Origin of the sequence: Glutamicibacter sp. PAEs-4, from assembly GCF_051161755.1 — a bacterium.
Lineage (GTDB): Bacteria > Actinomycetota > Actinomycetes > Actinomycetales > Micrococcaceae > Glutamicibacter > Glutamicibacter nicotianae.
On record NZ_CP195017.1, the window covers coordinates 2483623 to 2505066 of the forward strand.

General features: G+C 61.3%; 19 protein-coding genes, 1 tRNA gene and 1 riboswitch. Of the genes, 9 read left to right on the forward strand and 11 right to left on the reverse strand.

Annotation, left to right across the window (positions count from 1 at the left end):
- The first annotated feature begins 130 nt into the window (after positions 1-130).
- A riboswitch (TPP riboswitch) is annotated at positions 131-238 on the forward strand.
- Positions 234-1976 (forward strand): phosphomethylpyrimidine synthase ThiC, encoded by a 1743-nt coding sequence (gene thiC / locus ACR9WD_RS11765; RefSeq protein WP_038992337.1) that lies wholly within the window; start codon positions 234-236, stop codon positions 1974-1976. (Overlaps the previous riboswitch by 5 nt.)
- 90 nt (positions 1977-2066) lie before the next feature.
- Here thiC and ACR9WD_RS11770 read toward each other — a convergent pair whose 3' ends face one another.
- Positions 2067-3959 carry a DEAD/DEAH box helicase gene (locus ACR9WD_RS11770; protein ID WP_149597748.1) on the reverse strand — a complete coding sequence of 631 codons (1893 nt, stop codon included), beginning with the start codon at positions 3957-3959 and terminating at the stop codon, positions 2067-2069.
- Between the two features lie 308 nt (positions 3960-4267).
- Between ACR9WD_RS11770 and ACR9WD_RS11775 the strand changes: the two genes are divergently transcribed.
- Positions 4268-4684 carry a hypothetical protein gene (locus ACR9WD_RS11775; protein WP_285673619.1) on the forward strand — a complete coding sequence of 139 codons (417 nt, stop codon included), beginning with the start codon at positions 4268-4270 and terminating at the stop codon, positions 4682-4684.
- A 90-nt stretch (positions 4685-4774) separates the two neighbouring features.
- On the opposite strand, the gene ACR9WD_RS11780 is transcribed toward ACR9WD_RS11775, so the two are convergent.
- Together ACR9WD_RS11780 and ACR9WD_RS11785 are read right to left on the reverse strand one after the other, a co-directional pair.
- On the reverse strand, positions 4775-5932 hold the full coding sequence (locus ACR9WD_RS11780) for a cystathionine gamma-synthase (RefSeq protein ID WP_434922121.1): 1158 nt from the start codon (positions 5930-5932) through the stop codon (positions 4775-4777).
- 27 nt (positions 5933-5959) lie between these two features.
- Entirely contained in the window at positions 5960-7324 is a 1365-nt protein-coding gene (locus tag ACR9WD_RS11785) for a pyridoxal-phosphate dependent enzyme (RefSeq protein WP_038992244.1), read from the reverse strand.
- A gap of 137 nt (positions 7325-7461) precedes the next feature.
- Between ACR9WD_RS11785 and ACR9WD_RS11790 the strand changes: the two genes are divergently transcribed.
- The gene (locus ACR9WD_RS11790) at positions 7462-8424 is read left to right on the forward strand and encodes a DNA-3-methyladenine glycosylase family protein (protein ID WP_434922122.1); all 963 of its coding nucleotides are present in this window, start codon (positions 7462-7464) and stop codon (positions 8422-8424) included.
- Positions 8425-8449: 25 nt separating this feature from the next.
- Here the strand turns inward: ACR9WD_RS11790 and trxA are convergent, their stop codons facing one another.
- Positions 8450-8824: a thioredoxin gene (gene trxA / locus ACR9WD_RS11795; RefSeq protein WP_038992246.1), complete on the reverse strand. Its 375-nt coding sequence runs from the start codon at positions 8822-8824 to the stop codon at positions 8450-8452.
- A gap of 140 nt (positions 8825-8964) precedes the next feature.
- A tRNA-Tyr gene (locus ACR9WD_RS11800) sits at positions 8965-9046 on the reverse strand.
- A 182-nt stretch (positions 9047-9228) separates the two neighbouring features.
- Between ACR9WD_RS11800 and ACR9WD_RS11805 the strand changes: the two genes are divergently transcribed.
- Positions 9229-9717 (forward strand): YajQ family cyclic di-GMP-binding protein, encoded by a 489-nt coding sequence (locus ACR9WD_RS11805; RefSeq protein WP_038992247.1) that lies wholly within the window; start codon positions 9229-9231, stop codon positions 9715-9717.
- A gap of 118 nt (positions 9718-9835) precedes the next feature.
- On the opposite strand, the gene ACR9WD_RS11810 is transcribed toward ACR9WD_RS11805, so the two are convergent.
- Both ACR9WD_RS11810 and htpX read right to left on the reverse strand, forming a co-directional pair.
- Entirely contained in the window at positions 9836-10429 is a 594-nt protein-coding gene (locus ACR9WD_RS11810) for a hypothetical protein (RefSeq protein WP_038992248.1), read from the reverse strand.
- 184 nt (positions 10430-10613) lie between these two features.
- The gene (gene htpX, locus ACR9WD_RS11815; protein WP_434922123.1) at positions 10614-11492 is read right to left on the reverse strand and encodes a zinc metalloprotease HtpX; all 879 of its coding nucleotides are present in this window, start codon (positions 11490-11492) and stop codon (positions 10614-10616) included.
- 238 nt (positions 11493-11730) lie between these two features.
- On the opposite strand from htpX, the gene rarD reads away from it, so the two are divergent.
- Positions 11731-12669, forward strand: a complete 939-nt coding sequence (gene rarD / locus ACR9WD_RS11820; protein WP_038992251.1) for an EamA family transporter RarD — start codon at positions 11731-11733, stop codon at positions 12667-12669.
- A 94-nt stretch (positions 12670-12763) separates the two neighbouring features.
- Here rarD and gabT read toward each other — a convergent pair whose 3' ends face one another.
- The 3 genes from gabT to ACR9WD_RS11835 form a co-directional block, all read right to left on the reverse strand.
- Positions 12764-14107: a 4-aminobutyrate--2-oxoglutarate transaminase gene (gene gabT / locus ACR9WD_RS11825; RefSeq protein WP_038992253.1), complete on the reverse strand. Its 1344-nt coding sequence runs from the start codon at positions 14105-14107 to the stop codon at positions 12764-12766.
- Between the two features lie 206 nt (positions 14108-14313).
- Positions 14314-14457, reverse strand: coding sequence for a methionine/alanine import family NSS transporter small subunit (locus ACR9WD_RS11830; protein ID WP_073705872.1), 144 nt, complete (start codon positions 14455-14457; stop codon positions 14314-14316).
- Positions 14458-14459: 2 nt separating this feature from the next.
- Positions 14460-16067 carry a sodium-dependent transporter gene (locus tag ACR9WD_RS11835; protein WP_434922124.1) on the reverse strand — a complete coding sequence of 536 codons (1608 nt, stop codon included), beginning with the start codon at positions 16065-16067 and terminating at the stop codon, positions 14460-14462.
- Between the two features lie 114 nt (positions 16068-16181).
- On the opposite strand from ACR9WD_RS11835, the gene ACR9WD_RS11840 reads away from it, so the two are divergent.
- Genes ACR9WD_RS11840 through ACR9WD_RS11850 form a run of 3 tightly spaced genes read left to right on the forward strand, consistent with a single transcriptional unit; the run spans position 16182 to position 18550 of the window.
- Positions 16182-17585 (forward strand): PucR family transcriptional regulator, encoded by a 1404-nt coding sequence (locus ACR9WD_RS11840; RefSeq protein WP_066140841.1) that lies wholly within the window; start codon positions 16182-16184, stop codon positions 17583-17585.
- Positions 17586-17603: 18 nt separating this feature from the next.
- A complete protein-coding gene (locus ACR9WD_RS11845; RefSeq protein WP_038992256.1) occupies positions 17604-18038 on the forward strand; it encodes a hypothetical protein in 435 nt (144 codons plus the stop codon).
- Positions 18038-18550 (forward strand): HIT family protein, encoded by a 513-nt coding sequence (locus tag ACR9WD_RS11850; protein WP_073705869.1) that lies wholly within the window; start codon positions 18038-18040, stop codon positions 18548-18550. Before ACR9WD_RS11845 ends, ACR9WD_RS11850 begins: the two co-directional genes overlap by 1 nt.
- Positions 18551-18644: 94 nt before the next feature.
- Here the strand turns inward: ACR9WD_RS11850 and ACR9WD_RS11855 are convergent, their stop codons facing one another.
- Positions 18645-19742, reverse strand: coding sequence for a polyprenyl synthetase family protein (locus tag ACR9WD_RS11855; protein WP_066140850.1), 1098 nt, complete (start codon positions 19740-19742; stop codon positions 18645-18647).
- Between the two features lie 292 nt (positions 19743-20034).
- On the opposite strand from ACR9WD_RS11855, the gene ACR9WD_RS11860 reads away from it, so the two are divergent.
- Complete coding sequence (locus ACR9WD_RS11860) at positions 20035-21372, forward strand: isochorismate synthase (protein ID WP_149597156.1); 1338 nt, start codon at positions 20035-20037, stop codon at positions 21370-21372.
- The last annotated feature ends 72 nt before the right edge of the window (positions 21373-21444 follow it).

Here is a 21444-nt window from a genome sequence, read left to right on the forward strand (position 1 = left end):
TCGCGCCGCAAGAGACTGATCGCTTCCAGAAACTATCTCCTGCCGCCGGGGCCAGTGCCCGCATCCTGACTTGATGTCACTGTTCTGACCACTGGATTTGCGTTTCCTCCTCCCAAGCGTGCTAAGTTGTTCGCGACCACACGGGTGCCCTGGCAAGGGCTGAGATCGGGCTATCGCCGTCCGCGACCGTTGAACCTGTCCGGGTAATGCCGGCGAAGGAAGTGAGTTTCCAAGTGGAACAATTTGAACAGCACCCTGCCCACACCCTTGCCTACCGCGAATCTGCGGGAATTTCTGTTCCCGTCACGCAGATCCATCTGGCAGACTCCCCCAATGGAAAGCCCAACGAGCCGCTGTCGGTGTATCGCACCAGCGGACCGGGAAGCGAACCGACCCAGGGCTTGCCACCCTTCCGCGAGCGATGGGTCCGGGAGCGCGGGGATGTGGAAACCTATGCCGGCCGCGAGCGCAATCTGCACGACGACGGGCGCTCAGCGGTCCGCCGCGGCACGGCCAGCGCGGAATGGGCTGGACGTTCGGCCCCTCCGCTGCGGGCCGTTGGGGGAGCCCGCGTGACGCAAATGCACTATGCGCGCGCCGGGGTCATCACCCCGGAAATGCGCTATGTGGCGCTGCGCGAGGAATGCGATGTCGAGCTGGTGCGCAGCGAGCTCGCCGCCGGACGAGCCATCATCCCGGCAAACATCAACCATCCGGAATCCGAACCGATGATCATCGGCAAGGCGTTCCTGGTCAAGATCAATGCGAATATCGGCAACTCGGCGGTGACCAGCTCCATCGCTGAAGAGGTCTCCAAGCTCCAGTGGGCCGCCAAATGGGGTGCCGACACAGTGATGGACCTGTCCACCGGAGAGGACATTCACACCACCCGCGAATGGATCATCCGCAACTCCCCCGTGCCCATCGGCACCGTGCCGATCTACCAGGCGCTGGAGAAGGTCAATGGCGAAGCCAACAAGCTGACCTGGGAGATTTTCCGCGACACCGTTATCGAGCAGTGCGAGCAGGGCGTGGATTACATGACCATCCATGCCGGTGTGCTGCTGCGCTACATCCCGCTGACCGCCAACCGGGTCACTGGCATGGTCTCGCGCGGCGGCTCCATCATGGCCGGATGGTGCCTGGCGCACCACCAGGAGAATTTCCTCTACACCCACTTCGATGAGCTGTGCGAGATCTTCGCTCAGTACGACGTGGCCTTCTCGCTGGGCGACGGGCTGCGCCCGGGCTCCATCGCGGATGCGAACGACGCAGCGCAATTCGCCGAGCTGGATACCCTGGCCGAGCTGACCAAGCGCGCCTGGCAGTACGATGTGCAGGTGATGGTCGAGGGCCCGGGGCATATCCCCTTCCATCTGGTGCGCGAGAATGTGGAGCGCCAGCAGGAATTGTGCGACGGGGCCCCGTTCTACACCCTGGGCCCGCTGGTTACCGATATCGCGCCGGGCTACGACCACATCACCAGCGCCATCGGCGCCACGGAGATTGCCCGCTACGGTACCGCGATGCTCTGCTATGTCACCCCCAAGGAGCATCTGGGGCTGCCCAACCGGGATGACGTGAAGACCGGGGTGATCACCTACAAGATCGCGGCGCACGCGGCAGATCTGGCCAAGGGGCATCCGGGTGCCACGGCACGGGATGATGCGCTGAGCAAGGCTCGCTTCGAATTCCGCTGGAATGACCAGTTCGCGTTGTCCCTCGATCCGGTCACCGCGCAGGAATTCCATGACGAGACGCTGCCGGCCGAGCCTGCGAAGACTGCCCACTTCTGTTCCATGTGCGGGCCGAAATTCTGCTCCATGCGCATTTCCCAGGATATCCGCGACGAATACGGCTCGGCCGAGGCGCAGGCGGCATTGGCCGGGATGGCGCAGAAAAGCAGGCAGTTCCTGGAAAGCGGGGGCACGGTCTATCTCGGGGACGAGATCCCCGTCGGGACCCCTGCCGAGTAATTAGCCCGGGCATGCGAAAACGCCCTTGGGGCAAGCTTTCGGCTTGCCCCAAGGGCGTCATCCAGTGCTATTCAGCTGTGCGCTGCAGGCTTAGTAGTCGCGACGTCCACCGCTGCGGTTCGAATCGCTGTAGCGGTCCTTGCCACCGCGTCCGCCGCCGAATCCGCCACGTCCGCCATTGCGTCCGCCACCGAATCCACCACGGCCGCCACGTCCACCACCGTAGCCGCCACGGCTGCCACGGAAACCACCGCGGTCGCCATCGTCGTCACGGCGCGGGCTGCGGCCACTGTCGAGCTGGAGATCGATGGCTTCGCCGCCAATACGGGTCTTGGACAGTGCACGCCACTGGTCCTTGCTCAGCTCTGCTGGCAGCTCCACCAGGGTGTGGTCCGAACGGATGTCGATGCCGCCGATTTCCGAAGAATCGAAGCCGCCCTCGTTGGCCAGCGCGCCAACGATCGAGCCTGGCTGCACGCGGTTGCGGCGGCCAACTGCCAGACGGTACATGGCGTTGCCCTCGGCAGCGGTCTTGCGGGCACGTGGACCGCGCTCACCGCGTTCGCCACGCTCCGGGCGATCCATGCGGGCCTTCTTCGCAGGCGACATGACCGGTTCGGTCATCAGCAGCGGGCGTCCGCCCTGGGCCATCAAAGCCAGTGCAGCCGCGATTTCCAGGTGGTCCAGGTCCTCGTGCTCGGCAGCGAACTTCTCCACGATCTCGCGGAAAGTAGTCAGGTCCTGGCCGCTGATGGTCTTGTCGATGCGGTCGGTGAACTTCTGGATGCGGCGGTCGTTGACCGAATCCAGCGACGGCAGCTGCATCTGGGTCACCGGCTGGCGGGTCGCCTTCTCGATGGCACGCAGCAGGTACTTCTCGCGCGGGGTCATGAACAGGATCGCGTCGCCCTTGCGGCCGGCACGGCCGGTGCGGCCGATGCGGTGCACGTAGGACTCGGTGTCATGCGGGATGTCGAAGTTGATCACGTGCGAAATGCGCTCGACGTCCAGGCCGCGGGCCGCCACGTCGGTAGCCACCAGGATGTCGATCTTGCCCGAGCGCAGGTTCTCCACGGTGCGCTCGCGCTGCTGCTGCGGGATGTCGCCGTTGATGGCGGCAGCGGTGAAGCCGCGGGCCTTGAGCTTGTCGGCCAGGTCTTCGGTAGCCATCTTGGTGCGCACGAAGGTGATCACGCCGTCGAATTCCTCGGATTCGAGGATGCGGGTCATGGCGTCAAGCTTGTGCGCGCCCATGACCTGCAGGAAGCGCTGGGTGATGTTGGTGCCGGTGGACTGCTTGGACTTCACGGCGACTTCCTGCGGGTTGCGCAGGTATTCCGAAGCGATGCGGCGGATGGTGCGTGGCATGGTGGCCGAGAACAGGGCAACCTGCTTCTCTTCCGGGGTCGCTTCCAGGATCTTGTCGACCTCTTCGGCGAAGCCCATGCGCAGCATTTCGTCGGCCTCGTCCAGCACCACGTACTGCAGGTTCGACAGGTCCAGGGAACCCTTGTTGATGTGGTCGATCACACGGCCTGGGGTGCCCACGACGACCTGTGCGCCACGGCGCAGGCCGTTGAGCTGCGGGCCGTATGGGGAGCCGCCGTACACGGGCAGAACGGTGAAGTTCGGCAGGTACTTGGCGTAGGAGGTGAAGGCCTCGGCGACCTGGAGGGCCAGCTCGCGGGTTGGAGCCAGGACCAGGATCTGCGGGGTCTTGGCTGGACCGTTGGTGTCAGCCAGTTCGGCCATGCGGGACAGGGCAGGCAGTGCGAAAGCAGCAGTCTTGCCGGTACCGGTCTGGGCCAGGCCGACAACGTCGCGGCCTTCGAGGAGCAGTGGAATGGTCGCTGCCTGGATTGGCGATGGCTTCTCGTAGCCAAGGTCGGCAAGCGATGCAAGCACGCGGGCATCCAAGCCAAGCTCGGAGAAGAGCACGGTTGGCTCTTCCGGGGTCTGGTTGTCGTTGGTGTTTACGGGCATGTCAGAAGACACGAAGAATTACCTCATTCGTTTGGGGATAGGCCTTGGCCGTCCCCAAAGAAACGACGTATAGGCTGCACAGTCAGATACAAGTCACGCTCATCAAGCGCTCCCCTATGACATAAAGACCCGCACACACTTTGCGGAAAATACAACACGAGAAGGCTCCAGCCTCAAAAATTGGGCTGGATGCGAGAGGGATACCCTGATGTTCGCGAACACTTAATGCTAGCTTGAACGGCACTGAGTTGTCAGTGTCGAAGCCGTGTGAGATCGGGCACCGCGCCAGAGCACGTAGGGTTAAGCACGTGAAGAAACCACTTTTTCCACGACGTCCCGATGAGCCCACCCCCGGCGGGTTGTTCGTCGCCCAGATGCTCTGGCTGTTGGCCGGAGTGCTTTTTCTCGGCTTCGGCGGCTTCCTGGCCTATGAGCAGAGCCGGGACTCCGCACTGGATTTCGGCAGCATTGCGCTGATGGTCTTTTTCGCCGCAGCGGGCATCGCCTGCGGCGTGCTGGGATACCGGCTGTTCACCGGCGACCGGGCAGCGCGCGCCCAGCTGTCCTGGCTGGGACTGATTGCCGCACTGCCGCTGCTGCTGCGGTTCGGACGATACTCGCTGCTGGCCGCCATCATCATGTTCAGCGTGGTGCTGATGTGGATGCCGGCGAGCAACAGGTACTTCAAGATCGTCGATCCCAAGCCGGCCAAGCGCCGCCGGTAGCCGGACCGGAACCCGGTTCAATGCACGAAGGACCTGGGTTCTGCTGCCCTTGGCGGGCAGCAGAACCCAGGTCCTTTGCGTCATGCGCATTTACAGGTTGGTGAAGGCCTTCTCCAGATCTTCGATCAGATCTGCAGGGTCTTCGATGCCGACCGACAGGCGCAGCAGGTTCACTGGAACTGCCAGCTCGGTGCCCTTCACCGAAGCGTGGGTCATCTCCGACGGATAGTTCATCAGCGACTCGATGCCGCCCAGGGATTCAGCCAGGGTGAACAGCTTGGTGCTCTCGGCAATCTTGCGGGCTGCCGATTCCCCGCCGTTGAACTGCACGGAGACCATGCCGCCGAAGCCGGACATCTGCTTCTTGGCAATCTCGTGGCCCGGGTGGTCTTCGAAGCCCGGGTAGAGCACGCGCTCGACCTCGCTGCGTTCACGCAGCCACTGGGCCACCTGCGCGGCGTTCTCCGAGTGGGTGCGCATGCGCACGCCCAGGGTTTTCAGGCCGCGGGTGGTCAAGAACGCATCCATGGGACCGGAAACGGCGCCCACGGCGAACTGGATGAAGCCGATCTTCTCGGCCAGCTCGGCGTCCTTGACGATCACCGCGCCGCCCACCACGTCGGAGTGGCCACCGATGTACTTGGTGGTCGAGTGGACCACGATGTCGGCCCCCAGGGTCAGCGGCTGCTGCAGGAACGGGCTGGCGAAGGTGTTGTCCACGACCAGCAGTGCGCCGGCAGCATGCGCAATCTCTGCGACCTTCGCGATGTCGGTGATCTTCATCATCGGGTTGGACGGGGTTTCCACCCACACCAGCTTCGCCTTGTTCTTCTCGATGGCAGCGGCCAGGGCCGCCTCGTCCCCCATGTCCACCGGGGTGTTGCCGATGCCCCATGCACCCAGGACGCGGTCAATCAGGCGGAAGGTTCCGCCGTAGACGTCGTTGCCCAGCACAATGTGGTCGCCCGGGCGCAGGATGGCGCGGATCAGCGAATCCTCGGCGGCCAGGCCCGAGCTGAAGGAGAAAGCGTAGTTGCCGAATTCGGCGCCGGCCAGCTGCGCCTGCAGCGAGTCGCGGGTCGGGTTGGTGCCGCGGCCGTACTCGTAGCCGTTGCGCAGGCCGCCAATGCCGTCCTGCGCGTAGGTGGAGGAGAAGTGCAGCGGCGGAACTACCGCGCCGGTAACCGGTTCGAATTCCTGGCCCGTGTGGACAAAGCGGGTGTTTGCGCCCTGATGGTTTTCAGTCATCGATATCAATCCTTTGTGGTGAAGTCTCTAGCGGGTGGTGTAGGCCAGAAGGTCGGCTGCGGTGGCCGCGGCAATCACTTCGCCGCCCTTGGTCAGCAGCACGGCCGGGTGGCTCTTGAGCAAGTCTTGCGCATGCTCCGGGGTGTCTGCGGTGCCAATGAATGGCATTGCCAGGTCGCCCAGATCTGCCAGCGTGCTGGTTGGTTCTGCACCGGCCAGCAGCGCGTCGGTGATGTCGCTGGCACCGATTACGCCGCGGATCTCGCCGATTCGCGCAGGCAGTGGTGCAGTGGCTACGACCAGCGCGTCATCGCCCTGCTCGCGCAGCGCCTTGGCCGCCTCGGCCAGGGTAGTGTCCAATGGCACTGTCGCGGTGCCTTGCTTGGCCAGCGCCTCGCCGATGAAGTCCAGCGCGGAGTATTCATCGGTGGTGAAACCCTGGTCCAGCATCCACTGGTCGTTGAAGATCTTGGCCAGGTAGCCGCGGCCGCCATCCGGTGCGATCACGACAACCACGTCGTCTTCGCCCAGATCCTTGGCGGCGCGCAACGCGGCGACGACAGCCATGCCCGAGGAACCACCCAGCAGCAGGCCCTCTTCCTTGGCCAGACGGCGGGTCATCTCAAATGCTTCGGCATCGGTGACCGGCTCCACGGCATCCGGCACGGAGGGGTCGTAGTTTCCCGGCCACATGTCTTCGCCGACGCCTTCGACAAAGTAGGGGCGTCCGGTGCCGCCGGAGTAGACCGAGCCATCCGGGTCAGCGGCGATGATCTTCACCGGGCCGGAAGCGCGGTCAGCGGAGATCTGCTTGAGGTAGCGTCCGGTGCCGGTGATGGTGCCGCCGGTTCCTGCGCTGATGACCGCATGGGTCAGCTTGCCGTCGGTGTCATTCCAGATTTCCGGGCCGGTGGTCTCGAAGTGGCTGTCAGGCGCTCCCGGGTTGGAGAACTGGTCGGGCTTGTATGCGCCATCGATTTCGGTGACCAGGCGGTCGGATACGCCGTAGTAGGACTCGGGCGAATCCGGAGCCACCGCGGTTGGGGTAACTACTACCTTGGCACCGTAGGCGCGCAGCACGTCGCGCTTTTCCTCGCCCACCTTATCGGGGGTGACGAAAATGGTGTTGTAGCCCTTGAGCTGGCCTACCATCGCCAGGCCGACGCCGGTGTTGCCGCTGGTCGGTTCCACGATGGTTCCACCGGGCTTGAGCTGGCCGGATTCCTCGGCACGCTCGACCATTTTCAATGCGATGCGGTCCTTGATGGAACCGCCCGGATTCAGGTACTCGAGCTTTACCAGTACGGTGGCTTTGATCCCGTCGGTGACTCGGTTGAGCTTCACCAAAGGGGTATTGCCGATCAGGTCTAGAACTGTGGACGCATACTTCATGTCAAGAACTTTACCGGCGGATGTCATACATGTCGTTCCGAGGCGTAGCGAAACGTCACGCAGTGGACGCACGCTTTTCTCTGGTGATAGCGATGCTGGCCCAGGAATCCCGAGCACGAAGTTATAGGATGCGTTTCATGGAGAAGTCGTTGACCGCCAGCTACGATCCGCAGCGCCCGGTGGCCCTGCCCAAGACCTTGGGCATCTTGCGCCGCGGCCTGGGCGATCCGACGATCCGCCTGTCGCAGACCGAGGCGTGGCTGGCCTTTGCGACGCCGCTCGGGGATGCAACTTTGCAGATCCATAAGCCCTCCCCGAGCTCGCCAGCCGCATTGCAGGCCTGGGGTCCTGGCGCCCAGTGGGCCATGGAATCGGCACCGAACTTGCTGGGTGCGAAAGATGACTGGACCGATTTCGACGCGGGAGTCAAAGAAGGCAAGTTCCCGGAGATCATCGCGCGCTCCCGCTTCGATCATCCGGATTTCATTCTGCCCAGCACCGGCAGGATCTTCGAGCACGTGGCCGGGGCGATCCTGGAACAGCGGGTCACCGGGATCGAAGCGAATTACGCGTGGCGCTGGCTGATCCGCCACCTGGGCCACCGGGCCCCGGGCCCGGCGCCCGAGGGCCTGATGATTTTCCCCGGTCCGCAGAAATTGGCAACGATGAAGCGGTGGGACTGGCAAGCAGCGCGTGTTGAGGGGCAGCGGGCCACCACGATGGCGCGCGTGGTGCGGGTTGCCAGCAGCTTGCAGTGGTGGGCGGATAAGCCGATAAACCAGCCAAAGCCCAAGGCAATGGCACCGGGAACCCTGGAAGCGGCGATGGCGTCGGTGCCGGGCATCGGACCATGGACCATTGCCGAGACGCTGCAGCGTTCCCATGGATCTGCTGATCACATTTCCGTCGGAGATTTCCATCTGGCAGATTTCGTTGGACAGGTGCTTGCCGGTTCAAGAATCAGCGATGCGCAGATGCTTGACCTGCTGGCGCCCTATGCCCCGCATCGGCAACGCGTGGTCCGCTTGCTGCAGCTCTCGGGGCAGAGAAAACAAAGCTTCGGGCCCCGATACGCACCGCTGGATCACCGGCGGCGGTAAGGGAGCCCGAAGTCTATGGGAATTCCTAGGAGTCTGCCTGCGCGGCTTCCTCTGCGATCTGCTTATGCACTTCGCTCATGTCAATGCCCTTGACGGCGGTAACAAGGTCTTCGAGCTGGGTCTGGTTCAGCGCACCAGCCTGCGAGAACACGAGGACATTCTCGCGGAACGCCATGATGGTCGGAATCGAGGTGACGTTCGCAGCGCGGGCCAAGCCTTGTTCCGCTTCGGTATCCACCTTGGCAAACACTACATCGGGGAACTTCTCGGAAGTCTGCTCGTACACCGGCGCAAAATTGCGGCATGGACCGCACCAGGCAGCCCAGAAGTCCACCAGGACGATGTCGTTCTCATCAATCAGCTGCGCGAATTCGTCTTCGCTCACATTTTTCGTTGCCATGGTTATACGGTAGCCGATCCTTATTTGAAATACGTAGAAAGGTGATCTTGGTTGAGCACGGGAATAAAACCAACCCGATGGCCGCGCAAGTTCTCCATATGCAAAAAACTCCCGGATCCTGGGATCCGGGAGTTATTTTGTGGCAGATACTGGATTCGAACCAGTGAAGGCGTTGCCAGCTGATTTACAGTCAGCCCCCTTTGGCCGCTCGGGTAATCTGCCGAGTATGTTCGCTTCAAGAACATTTGCTCTTGTCGGAACGAGAAATAACTCTACAGGAGTTTTCCGGAGTTGTGAAATCGAGAGGGGCATTTTTGCTGTAAGCCTGATCACACCCCGAATTTGAATGTTAAAACCGGTAGGCTATGAAGCGAATCAGACCCGTTTCAACTAGGAGTACTCACATGGCTAGTGATTCCACATTCGACGTCGTAAGCAAGGTTGATAGCCAGGAAGTCGCCAACGCGATGAACCAGGCCCAGAAGGAAATCGCCCAGCGGTACGACTTCAAGGGCGTTGGCGCTGAAATTGACTTCAGCGGCGAGAAGATCCTGATGAAGGCCAACTCGGAAGAGCGCGTCAACGCTGTACTGGATGTTTTCCAGTCCAAACTGGTCAAGCGCGGCATTTCGCTGAAGTCGTTGGATGCCGGTGACCCTTTCGCTTCGGGCAAGGAATACCGCATCGAAGCGAGCATCAAGGAGGGCATCGCCCAGGACGTCGCCAAAAAGATCAACAAGTTGATCCGCGATGAGGCACCTAAGGGCGTCAAGTCCACGATCCAGGGCGATGAGCTGCGCGTTTCGTCCAAGTCCCGCGATGATCTTCAGGCCACCATGGCTCTGCTGCGCGACTTCGAAGAAGCAGACCTGCAGTTCGTGAACTTCCGGTAGGGCTCATCTCAGCCTGCTAGACGTACTTCGCAAGAGCCGAGGGCTGTCACCCATCCGTGGTGGATGGGTAACTGCCCCCGGCTTTTTGCTGGATTACCGAAAACTCTCGTCCGACTGCTCAACGTGTCCGTTTGCCATCGCCTTTGCGTTTTTGCGCCTTGGCCTCGTCACGGGCCTTCTTCTTGTAGTACCTGTCGCGGGTCCTCTCCCTGGCACCACGCTTGATCTCCTCCACATCGTCGGCAAAATGCTCCTTCGTCATCGCCGTGAATTCATCGATTGTGGCCTGCTCTTCCTCAGGAGTCGGCCCAGGAATCCAACTTTTCATCCAGAGCAGCTCTGCCAAATTGCAGATTGCCACTGCAGCCGTCACCACTGCACTGGCACTTATGGAACGGTGGAGAGCGTAAGAAGCAACAAAACTGATCACTATTGACGCCGTGAACGGCAGGAAAACGTAGGCAAACCCGCCGGGATTGGGCCTGCGATCGCGGAGCACGATGGGCCGCTCAATGACTGCGCCCGCAATCTCGGATAGGACAAACGCAAGAACTAGTGCGACCGCGATCCTGTCAAACGCCATGTCGACATCGATGAACAGCGTAATGATCCACGCGAGCAGGAGGGCAACCGCTCCCTTCACCACACCTGTCGTCAACCGGCCAGCAATCGCATCACCCAGCGAAGGAAAACGGATTTCGCTGTCGGTCATTTTTCTTTCTCCTCGTGGTCTGTTGATGAGAAGCATGCCGCGATCACGGTTCTGGGTTAACGCCTTTGAGGCTTTCCCCCCCCAGGGCTTCAACTTCCCGCAGACGCGAGTCTCCGATCGCCCATGGAGCGCTGCTACAACAGGTCGATCCGCAGGAGCGGTCACCTGCTCCAGCGCATTCGGCTTAGTACCCGCGGCCGCCGGCCATTGCTTCAAGCCGCGCGATGCGATCTTCCATCGGAGGGTGGGTGGAGAACATGCGCTTCAGGCGCGAACCGAAGGGGTTGGCGATCATGAGGTGCGAGCTGTTGACCAGCTTCTGGTCATTCGACGCCAGCGGAGCGTGGGAGATCCCCGATTCCAATTTGCGAAGCGCGCTTGCCAGCGCCAGGGGATCATTGGTCAGCTTGGTACCATCTTCGTCGGCGTCGTATTCGCGGGTGCGGCTCACAGCCATCTGGATGATGGACGCAGCCAATGGTGCCAGCAGCGACAAGGCAATCAAAGCGATCGGGTTCACCCCGCGGTTGTCGTTGCTGTTGCCGCCTCCGAAGAACATCAGGAACTGCGCCACCGAAGTGATCACGCCGGCAATGGCCGCGGCCACCGATGAGGTGAGGATATCCCTGTTGTAGACGTGCATCAGTTCATGGCCCAGCACGCCGCGCAACTCGCGTTCGTTAAGCAGCTGCAAGATGCCTTCGGTGCAGCACACCGCCGAGTTCTGCGGGTTGCGGCCGGTAGCAAAGGCATTCGGCGAAGTGGTTGGGGAAACATACAGGCGCGGCATCGGCTGCTGCGCGTTCATCGAAAGCTCGCGAACGATGCGGTACATTTCCGGTTGTTCCGCTTCGATGACCGGGTAGGCATGCATTGAGCGCAGGGCCAGTTTGTCGCTATTCCAATAGCTGTAGGCGGTACTTGCGAGGCCGATCAAGGCGAAGATCCATATGAACATCGAACGGCCGGTACCCGCGGAAATCAGCGAGCCGATGGCCAGCAACAGGGCGAACATTCCACCCATCAAAAAGGCGGTTTTGAGTCCGTTGTTATGTCCATGCACGGCGATGCACTCCCTCAATGAAGCAAACCAAGTTGGTGTTCTCTAGTCTAGTCAACGACTGGAATTCCAAATATGTTCCGGTGAGAAGATCACATCGGCACCCCCGGTTGCAGGCACCCGCAGGGCAGGGGAATATACCGGGAGGCTGGACGTTGTAGTTTTAAGATGCGGTGCCACAGCTTATTTCCGGCTAGCCCGTTCCTCCGACCTATTGCGATTCTGAAAGTGTGCGCCCTGCATGTCCTTAAGTACTGCCAAACCGATCCGCTCGGAACATAGTTATGGGCTGATCCAAGGCACCTCCGCATACCTGATTTGGGGCATGCTCCCGGCTTACTTCCTACTGCTGCCTGCCATCTCGGCCCTCGAATTCGTTGGCGTCCGGGTAATCTTCTCGCTGGTTTTCTGCCTGCTTCTGCTGGCATTCACCCGCCAGTTCAAGCAGTTCCTGGCCATGTTTAGGGACGCCAAGGCCATGTGGCAGCTGGGACTGGCCAGTGTGCTGATCGCGGCCAACTGGACGCTCTACGCGCTGGCTGTCTTGACCGGGCATGTGCTGGAAGCATCGTTGGGCTACTTCATCAACCCAATCGTGGCGATCCTCCTGGGCGTCGTGGTCCTGAAGGAAAAATTGCGTCGCCTGCAGTGGATCGCCGTCGGCGTCGCCACTGTTGCCGTGGTTGTCCTGACCGTCGGACTGGGACGGGTTCCGTGGATTTCCCTCGGGCTGGCATTCTCCTTTGGCTTCTATGGTCTGGTGAAGAACAAGGTGGGCCAAAGCGGCACCGCCTTGGGATCTTTGACCATTGAAACCGTCTGGCTGACCCCGTTGGCCTTCGGCTATCTGATCTGGCTGGCTGCTGCCGATCAGTCGGCACTGTTCTCGGCTGACGTTCCGGGGCTCCTGCTCCTGGCCGGAAGCGGCATCATCACCGCTGTTCCACTATTGCTCTTCGGGGGTGCGGCTCGCCGCTTGCCATTGAGCACGCTGGGCTCACTCCAATTCCTCGCCCCGCTCTTGCAGTTCATCCTGGGGCTGCTGGTTTTCGGCGAGCACATGCCATTTGAACGCTGGGTTGGCTTCGCACTGGTCTGGGTTGCAGTCATCTTCGTACTCGTGGACATGATGCGAATTCCTCGCACTGGTTCCATGCCCGAACCGAAGAAGCTGGGCTGAGCACCGGTTGGCATGAGAACTGAGTAAGCGAAAGCCTCGAATCTCCGAAGGGAGATTCGAGGCTTTCGCCGTACTCGGCCTAGATCGCAGCTGCTTAGGCGATAGCCTTGCGGATGGCGTCTTCCAGGACGTTGAACGCATCTTCGAGCAGCTCGTCGCCAATGACCAGCGGTGGCAGCAGGCGCACCACGTTGCCGTAGGTGCCGCAGGTCAGGATCAGCACACCCTGGGCCAGGCATTCGTCGGCGATCGCCTTGGTCAGTGCGGCATCCGGCTCCTTGCCCCCGGCCTTGACGAATTCCATCGCGACCATGCCGCCACGGCCACGGATGTCGCCCAGTTCCTTGATGTCCTTCTGCAGCGCTCCGAAGCGGGTGAAGAACTTCTCTTCGATCTGCCGGGCGCGGCCCGCCAGGTCCTGCTCTTCCATGAACTTGATGGATTCCAGGGCTGCGGCCACTGCTACCGGGTTGCCGCCGTAGGTGCCGCCCAGTCCGCCGCCGTGCACAGAGTCCAGCAGTTCGGCGCGGCCGATGATGCCCGACAGCGGCATGCCACCGGCAATGCCCTTGGCCAGGGTGACGATATCAGGCTCGATGCCCTCGATATCCGACGCGAACCATGCGCCGGAGCGGGCAAAGCCTGCCTGGACCTCGTCGGCAATGAAGACGATGCCGTTTTCCTTGGCCCACTCGGCAATGCGCGGCAGGAAGCCTGTGGCTGGAACAATGAAGCCGCCCTCGCCCTGGATCGGTTCGATGATGATCGCCGCGATCTGGTCGCCACCGATCTGCTTCTCCATGGCCAGGATGGCGCGCTCGGCAGCTTCCTTGCCGGAGATGTTCGGGTTTTCCTCGCGGAACGGGTAGCTCATTGGCATGCGGTAGATCTCCGGTGCCAGCGGTCCGAAGCCGCGCTTGTATGGAGCTGCCTTGGCGGTCAGACCCATAGTGAGGTTAGTACGGCCATGGTAGGCGTGGTCGAAGGCGACCACTGCCTGGCGGCCGGTGGCAATGCGGGCGACCTTGATGGCGTTCTCTACCGCTTCGGCACCGGAGTTGAAGAAGACCGCACGCTTCTCGAAGTTGCCCGGGGTGATGGCAGCGAGCTTCTCGGCCAGCTCGATGTAGTTCTCGTACGGGGCGACCATGAAGCAGGTGTGCGTGAAGCGGGCTGCCTGCTCGGCGACGGCCTTGGCTACCGCTTGATTCGAAGCGCCAACGGTGGTCACCGCGATGCCGGATCCCAGGTCGATCAGCTGGTTGCCGTCGACATCGACAATGATGCCGCCATCCACCTCTGCGGCGTATACCGGCAGGCTGGAAGCCACGCCTGCGGCAACTGCCTTGGCTCGACGGGCGGTCAGTTCCTGCGACTTCGGGCCGGGGAACGGACCGTTGATCTTGCGCTTCTGATCAATGCGGTAGGTAACGTCCATGTGCTTGTCCTTCCAGAACTTGTTGGTGAGCTCGCTTGCCCAGTTTTCTCTATAACTAGAGAGTATTCTCCTGGCCACCAGCGGACTACGCTGAATGGCACAACGCACTTCGTGTCGCACAGTGCATTTGCACAAGAAAGAGGCCTCTGCGTTCCAAGCCGTAGCTTGAAGCCCAGAGGCCTCCAACCTGATGCTGCGTGCAGGTTCTAGTTTCCTGCCGAGCCAGCTGGCTCAATCACATCGTCGTCCTGCTTTTCAGGATGACGACTCAGGTTGATCAGTGAGACGGCCAGGCCGCCCCAAATGGTGAGCATGGAGATAATCATGAAGACAATCGCGATGGCACTCATGGCTAGTACTCCTTTCCAGCGGCTTCAGGAACTTCCTCGGCCTCGACATTCGCACGATGCTGGTCGAACTCGGGGTCATCGATCTTCGAGTTCTTGCTCCATGGAATCAGCGAGAGCACGATCGCGCCAACGATCAGCGCACCGGCCATGCCCCAGCCGAAGATGCCGTTGAACCAGACAGGGTAACCGCTGTAGGACTCGGCCATCTTGCTTTGCAATTCGTTGATCAGCATGTAGCCCAGGGCGGCTGGTCCGATGCCGCCAACCAGGACCTTCCAACCGGTTCCCAGCTTGATGGAACTATGGCGGTTCAGGTGCTTGGCCAGCTTCGGCAGCATGCCCAGGCCGGCACCGAAGACGATTACCAGGACCAGGGCGCAGGCCAGGATGCCGAACTGGTTGACGAAGGCATCCATGGTGTCCAGCAGGTACAGGCCAGTGGTGGTCGGGAACAGCACCAGCGAAATCACTGCAACCGGAATGCCCACGACCAGGGTCGCTGGGACGCGCTTCCAGCCCAGCTTGTCCTGGAATGCCGCCACGATCACCTCAAGAATGGAGATCAGCGAGGTCAGGCCTGCGAAGACCAGCGAGCCGAAGAACAGCACACCGATCAGCGAGCCCAGCGGCGCTTCGGACACGATGGTCGGGAAGGCAATGAAAGCCAAACCGATGCCGGAGGTGGCAACCTCGTCCACGGAGCTGCCGGCGTTGTAGGCCATGAAGCCCAGAGCGGCGAAGACGCCGATGCCTGCCAGCAGTTCGAAGCTGGAGTTGGCGAAGGCGACAGCGTAGCCCGAACCGGTCAGATCGCTCTTGCGCTTCATGTACGACGAGTAGGTCACCATGATGCCGAAGGCAACGGACAGCGAGAAGAAGATGTGCCCGAAGGCTGCAGCCCACACCGCCGGGTTGGACAGTGCCGCGAAGTCCGGGGTGAAGAATGCATTCAGGCCGTCGATGGCGCCTGGCAGGAAGACCGACTGGACGACCAGGATCAGGAACATCACGATGAGCAGCGGCATGAAGACCGCGTTGGCTCGGGAAATGCCCTTGTTCACGCCGGCGACCATGATCACGATGGTGACCAGCCAGACGAAGAACATCGGGATGAAGATGTTGCCCACGAAGTCGAACCCGACATTGACGTTGTCCGAGACCTTGAGGAAGTCGTTCATGAAGAAGCCGGAGGCGCCGTCTGCGTTCGTTTCCCATGCCTTGGTGATGGAGAACCAGCAGTACATGGCGGCCCAGGCAATGATGGCCGCGTAGTAGATGGCGATGATGAAGCAGATCAGTACCTGCCACCAACCCAGGACCTCAGCCTTGCGGTTAGCCCGGCGGTACGCCAGCGGGGCGGAGCCGCGGTAGCGGTGGCCGATCGAGTAGTCGAGGAACAGCAGCGGGATGCCGGCGCAGAGAATTGCGACCAGGTACGGGATCAAGAATGCGCCGCCGCCGTTTTCGTAGGCGACATAGGGGAAACGCCAGATGTTTCCCAGACCAACGGCCGAACCAATCGCTGAGAGGATGAACAACTTTCGGGAGCTGAAAGTCTCACGCTTCTCTGTTGCGAGTGGAGCGCCCTGCGATGAAGATTGAGTGCTCATGTGTCTAAGCTACTGCAAAACTTTCACATTGTGGTCATTTCTAGAGCTTGCGTGTCCACATTTTGAGCATTTTGCTAAATCGGGAACTTTTCGCTCTCCCACTAGAATGACTATATGGCAATTAGTTTACGCGGTCTTCTGGAACATGACGAGCTCGATCTTCGGCCGCTAACTGAACACAGTCACCGCGATGGCATGGTCATCACCTGGGGTGCGGTGACCGAACTACTCGACCCTTCGCAGTTCTTGACCGGACGAGAAATTGTCTTGACCACGGGCGTTCGCCAGAAGACCAAAGCCGCGCAACGGCAGTTCGTCCATGTCCTTGCGGCCAATGATGCCGTAGCTTTGGGTTTTGGCACAGGACTGGAGCACGATTCGGTACCGCAGGCGACCGTTGACGCCGCCCGCGAAGTAGGACTTCCCGTCTTCGAGGTTCCCTATCAGATACCTTTTGCTGCGATCACCCGGCTGATTGCCGAAGCACTGAACTCCGATCATCTCAAGCGCGTTGAAAGCCTGCTGAAGTCCCACCAGAAGCTGGCCCAGACACTGCTCTCCTCGGATCTTGACAGCATGCTCGAGGAACTCGAACGCATGCTCGGCACCCAAGTGGCACTGACCCTGCACGGAGAAGTGATCAGCGGCGACTATGATCCGGCGCGTTCCTGGCATGAACGCCCGGTGGCCACCGGGCTGCGCGACAAGTGCACCTTGCATATTGCCGAGCCCTACGTCCACCAGCAAGTAGTCGACTACGCGCAGTCGCTGATCGGCCTGGAACTGGCGAACAAGTCCCGGCTGCGCGCTTCGCAGCGCCACGCCAACGGCCAAGTGCTCGAAGACCTCGCCGGCGGCGCCCTGGTCGGCGCCGATGCGGCTGGACGCCTGGGCGCTCTGGGCTTGAACACCCAGCGCGAGCACTCGGTCATCCTGGTCCAGGCTCCAAGCCAGATCGAGCGCTTGCAAACCCTGCCGCTGCCTTCCGATCTCTCCTCGCAGGTTTCGGCGATCATCGATGGCCGATTGGCAATCATCGTTGCGCATAGCAAGGTGCAGCTGTCGGTCAAGCACCTCGATGAGTATCTGCTCGCGGCCGGCATTCCGGCGCGCGTGGGCTACGGCGGACGCTACCCGAATACCACCGGCATCCGCTGGAGCTACTTCGAGGCCCTGGAGTCATTGCGCCACGGCGAACGGGTCAACGAGCCTACCAAGCTGTCACTCACCTCGCTCCTGCTCGCCGCCCACGATGTTCCCCTGCAGGATTTGGCCATCGAAGTGCTGGGGCCGCTGCAGGAGTTCGATGCCTCCCACGATTCCGACCTGTTGCTGACGTTGAGCGAGTATCTCAACCGCGATGGCTCGGTGGGCGCGGTGGCAGAGTCCATGGGCCTGCACCGCAACACGGTGCGCTACCGGATCCAGCAGATTTCAGACCTTTCCGGCTACGACCCGAATGTGACTAGCGACCGAGTCCAGCTCTGGATCGCGTTGAGCGCCCTTGAGCTGGGCTAATCTCGATAGGATAAAGACATGGCAGACATGTTTCTAGAGAAGTTCTGTTCCCTGGTTCCCAAGTACTTGGAAGACCAGTGGAACGAGGCCGATGGCCTGAGCGCCGAAGAATTGCGCGAAGGGCTGGCGCAGTCCGAGGTGCCAATTCCCTTCGTCCTTGAAGAGTTCTATCGTGCGCTGGGCAACAATGAAGATTTCATGGAGGCCTACCACTACTTCTTCGATCCGGAAGAACTGGAAATCGAAGACGGCTACCTCTTGTTCCTGGAAGACGAGGAAGAGAAGTTCGTCTGGGGCTTCAAGGCGTCCCAGCTCGATGTTCCCGATCCAATCGTCTACCGCCGCAACAATGCCAAGGGCAAATGGACCAGCGAGGAAGGCACCTTCAGCGAATTCACCCTGGACATGTTCGCCTGGGTCTTCGAAGAGCTGGCCGCCGAATTGGAGGACTAGTGCTCCACCGTTCCCATGAACCAGCCAATTACGCGTGCCCTTTCTGCGAGCTGGTCAACGACCTGCCCTTCAGTCAGGACAACTTGTGCGCGCCCACAGATCTGATCTATCAGACCGAACTTGTGGCAGCGATCATGGCTTGTGATGGGTTCGGGAACTACGGCGGTCATGTGATGATCATTCCTACCGCGCATCTGGAGGCGCTCTATGACCTCGATGAGGCCACTGGTGCCGCCATCATGCGCGAGACCAAGCGCGTCGCCTTGGCGATGAAGCTGGCCTGGGATCCGGAAGGCACGAGTACCCGGCAGCATAATGAGCCGGCGGGCAATCAGCACGTGTGGCATTATCACCAGCATGTTTTCCCGCGCTACGCCGATGACGAGCTTTATCGGCAGCTGCGCCACCGGGTTTCAATCCAGGAGCGGGCGAGCAAAGCAGAACAGCTGCGCCTGGCGCTCTTCTCCCCCAAACATCCGCAGCCGCTGACCCGCGAGGATATCATCAGATAAGCAGGAGCATGCATGTGGGCAGAAGCAGGCCCCGAGCACAAGGAAACCCCGGAAGGCTTTCGCAGTCTTCCGGGGTTTGCTTGTTCAATCCCGTCTAGGCTTCGCGGGTAACCACCGCATCGGCGAAGGAGATCAGCGCCTGCTTCACGGTGCCTTCTGGCAGCGGAGCCAGGACGGCAATCGCATCATCGGCCCACTTGCGCGCGGCCTTCCAGGCCTCGTGGATTGCCGGATGGGCGGTCACTGCTTCTACAGCGGCCGCCAGGGCTTCATCGCTGGTCAGGTCCGCATCGACCAGTTCGACAGCCTGCTGTGCTTGGGTGTCGCCGTCCGCAGCCGCCTGGCGAAGCAGCAGAATCGGCAGGGTCGGCACGCCTTCGCGCAAATCAGTGCCCGGAGTCTTGCCCGAATCGGCTTCCTTGGACGCCAGGTCAATCACGTCATCGGCGACCTGGAAGGCAATGCCAACCTTCTCGCCGTACTCGCGCAGCACCTCGATGTAGTCAGGCGCACCGCCGAAACGCGCGCCGAAAGCGCCGGAGGTCGAAAGCAGCGATGCGGTCTTGTCGCTGATCACCTGGATGTGGTGCTCGATGGCATCATCGCCCTCGCGGGGGCCGATGGATTCATGCAGCTGTCCCAGGCACAGGCGTTCGAAGGTGCGTGATTGCCACATGACTGCTTCTGGACCCAGTTCGGAGCCGAACACCGAGGCACGGGCGAAGATCAGGTCGCCGGCGAGAATGGCAACGGAGTTTCCCCACACTTCGTGTGCGGTCGGTGCGCCGCGGCGCATCGGAGCGGAGTCCATGACGTCATCGTGGTACAGGGTGGCCAGGTGGGTAAGTTCCACGACAGCCGCCGCCTTGATGACCTCATCGTTGACGCCTTCGCCGAGCAGGGAGGTCAGCAGCACCAGCAGCGGGCGTACGCGCTTGCCCCCGGCCTCGACAAGGTGGCGGCTGGATGCGTCGATCAAGGGGTCGGAGTTGGCCAGTGCATCGCGCAGCAGCTTCTCCACCTTTGCCATGCCCATGGAAATAGCCGGACCGAAGTCCGGATCCTCGGCCAGCAAAGCGAAGCCCGAGGGAAGATTGATGGCCGCAGCTAATGCAGCGGTTTCAGGATTCAGCTCAATCGAGTCGGACACGTCATGTCCGGCTGCGGTCCAGTTGCTCTTCGAATCAGTCACTGTTCTACGGCTTACTTATCTTTCATCGGGTTGGCCATCGCGGTGTGCGAAGGCAATCTTGCCTGCAAGATGCACGCAAACATCTCTTCACTCTAGCCGATGCTTTCAACTGCACATTGCTGGCATGGCCGGAGCCGGGCCTACCGGTCTGGTACCAGCGACCTGAGAGGTCGATTTAGAGTTTACCGGGTTCCCCCTGCACTTCTCACCCGACCCGGCCGATCTCACAGGGGTGACCACGGACACCCGCAAGCCTTTTTCCCCGGCATTGCGCGGTAGGCTTAGCCTTATCATGTCTGCAGATTCGCCCGTTCTTAGCGCCAGCGCTCATCAGCCGTCGGCTCCTGTTCTCACCAGCATCACCTTCGAATACCTCGATGCCCCCGAAACACTGCTGGCCGACTCATTGCGTCACCGAAGCCTGGTATGGACCCGCAACGGCCACGGCTTGGTCGGCTTCGGCACTGCCGCCCGCCTGCACACGCACGGTGAAGAGCGCTTTGCGCGTGCACGCGCATGGTTCGCACAGGTCATCGAGCAGGCTCGGATCATCGACCCGATCTCCCGCCCGGGCAGCGGCCTGGTGTCTTTTGGCTCTTTCGCATTTTCCTTCACCAGCGTTTTCGAATCGCGCTTGGTCATCCCCCAGCTGGTTATCGGCCGCGATGAGGAGAAGTCATGGATCACCGTTACCGGCAGCGCCGAGGAACTTAACGGACTGACCTACCAGCAGGCCCTGGCACGCGCCGAATCAGCGATGGCAGATGCATCCTTGCCGGCAGCCGAAACGGGCAGCATCGAGCTGACCAGCGGACAACTGACCGCCGGTTCCTACCTTGAAGCCGTGGACCATGCGCTGGGCCATTTCGAGGAACGCGGAATCTCCAAACTGGTGCTGGCCCGTGACGTGTTGGCGCATAGTTCCACCCCGATCAACTTGGCCCGCATCGTCGATGCGCTAACCGAGCAGTATGGCAATTGCTGGACCTATTCTGTTGACGGCTTGGTAGGCGCCACCCCGGAGATGCTGGTGCGCGTGACCGGCGGCTTGGCCGAGGCCCGCGTCTTGGCAGGAACCCTGGACCGCGCTGCCGCTGGTGCCGAGGATCCCGACTTCGCGCACCGCAACCTCTTTGAGGATCCGAAGCAGCGCAATGAGCACCAGCTGGCCATCGATTCGCTCACCGCGTCCTTGAATCCCATTTCGCACGGCATGAATGCCCCGGAGGAACCATTCATTCTCCAGCTTCCCAATGTGTGGCATTTGGCCAGCGACGTCCGTGCCCAGTTGCGCGCAGATGCCGCCGGCACCCTGCCTACCGCACTGGATGTTGCCGAGATCTTCCATCCGACCGCAGCCGTATGCGGCACCCCGACCAAGAAGGCCGGCGTGCTCTTGCGCGAACTGGAAGGAATGGACCGCGGCCCGTACGCAGGTCCGGTCGGCTGGGTTGACAGCCGTGGAGATGGCGAATTCGGCATCGCCTTGCGCGGCGGAATCCTGGAAGACGAAAAGCTGATGCGCCTGTACGCCGGCTGCGGCATTGTCCCCGGCTCGGTGCCGGAAGATGAATTAGCCGAGTCGTGGGCCAAGATGCGTCCCATGCGCCAGGCCTTGGGAGCCGAGTAGGCCCAGTCCGTGCGAGGGACGATGGCCGGGTAGCACCCGGTTGAGCATAAACAATCCTTACTCTCGGCGCGT

Excerpts from the sequence above, each read along its gene's own strand:
- ACR9WD_RS11770 (WP_149597748.1), bottom strand. The coding sequence starts at position 3,959 with ATGCCCGTAAACACCAACGACAACCAGACCCCGGAAGAGCCAACCGTG.
- ACR9WD_RS11780 (WP_434922121.1), bottom strand. The coding sequence starts at position 5,932 with ATGACTGAAAACCATCAGGGCGCAAACACCCGCTTTGTCCACACGGGC.
- ACR9WD_RS11785 (WP_038992244.1), bottom strand. The coding sequence starts at position 7,324 with ATGAAGTATGCGTCCACAGTTCTAGACCTGATCGGCAATACCCCTTTG.
- ACR9WD_RS11790 (WP_434922122.1), top strand. The coding sequence starts at position 7,462 with ATGGAGAAGTCGTTGACCGCCAGCTACGATCCGCAGCGCCCGGTGGCC.
- trxA (WP_038992246.1), bottom strand. The coding sequence starts at position 8,824 with ATGGCAACGAAAAATGTGAGCGAAGACGAATTCGCGCAGCTGATTGAT.
- ACR9WD_RS11805 (WP_038992247.1), top strand. The coding sequence starts at position 9,229 with ATGGCTAGTGATTCCACATTCGACGTCGTAAGCAAGGTTGATAGCCAG.
- ACR9WD_RS11810 (WP_038992248.1), bottom strand. The coding sequence starts at position 10,429 with ATGACCGACAGCGAAATCCGTTTTCCTTCGCTGGGTGATGCGATTGCT.
- rarD (WP_038992251.1), top strand. The coding sequence starts at position 11,731 with ATGTCCTTAAGTACTGCCAAACCGATCCGCTCGGAACATAGTTATGGG.
- gabT (WP_038992253.1), bottom strand. The coding sequence starts at position 14,107 with ATGGACGTTACCTACCGCATTGATCAGAAGCGCAAGATCAACGGTCCG.
- ACR9WD_RS11830 (WP_073705872.1), bottom strand. The coding sequence starts at position 14,457 with ATGAGTGCCATCGCGATTGTCTTCATGATTATCTCCATGCTCACCATT.
- ACR9WD_RS11835 (WP_434922124.1), bottom strand. The coding sequence starts at position 16,067 with ATGAGCACTCAATCTTCATCGCAGGGCGCTCCACTCGCAACAGAGAAG.
- ACR9WD_RS11840 (WP_066140841.1), top strand. The coding sequence starts at position 16,182 with ATGGCAATTAGTTTACGCGGTCTTCTGGAACATGACGAGCTCGATCTT.
- ACR9WD_RS11845 (WP_038992256.1), top strand. The coding sequence starts at position 17,604 with ATGGCAGACATGTTTCTAGAGAAGTTCTGTTCCCTGGTTCCCAAGTAC.
- ACR9WD_RS11860 (WP_149597156.1), top strand. The coding sequence starts at position 20,035 with ATGTCTGCAGATTCGCCCGTTCTTAGCGCCAGCGCTCATCAGCCGTCG.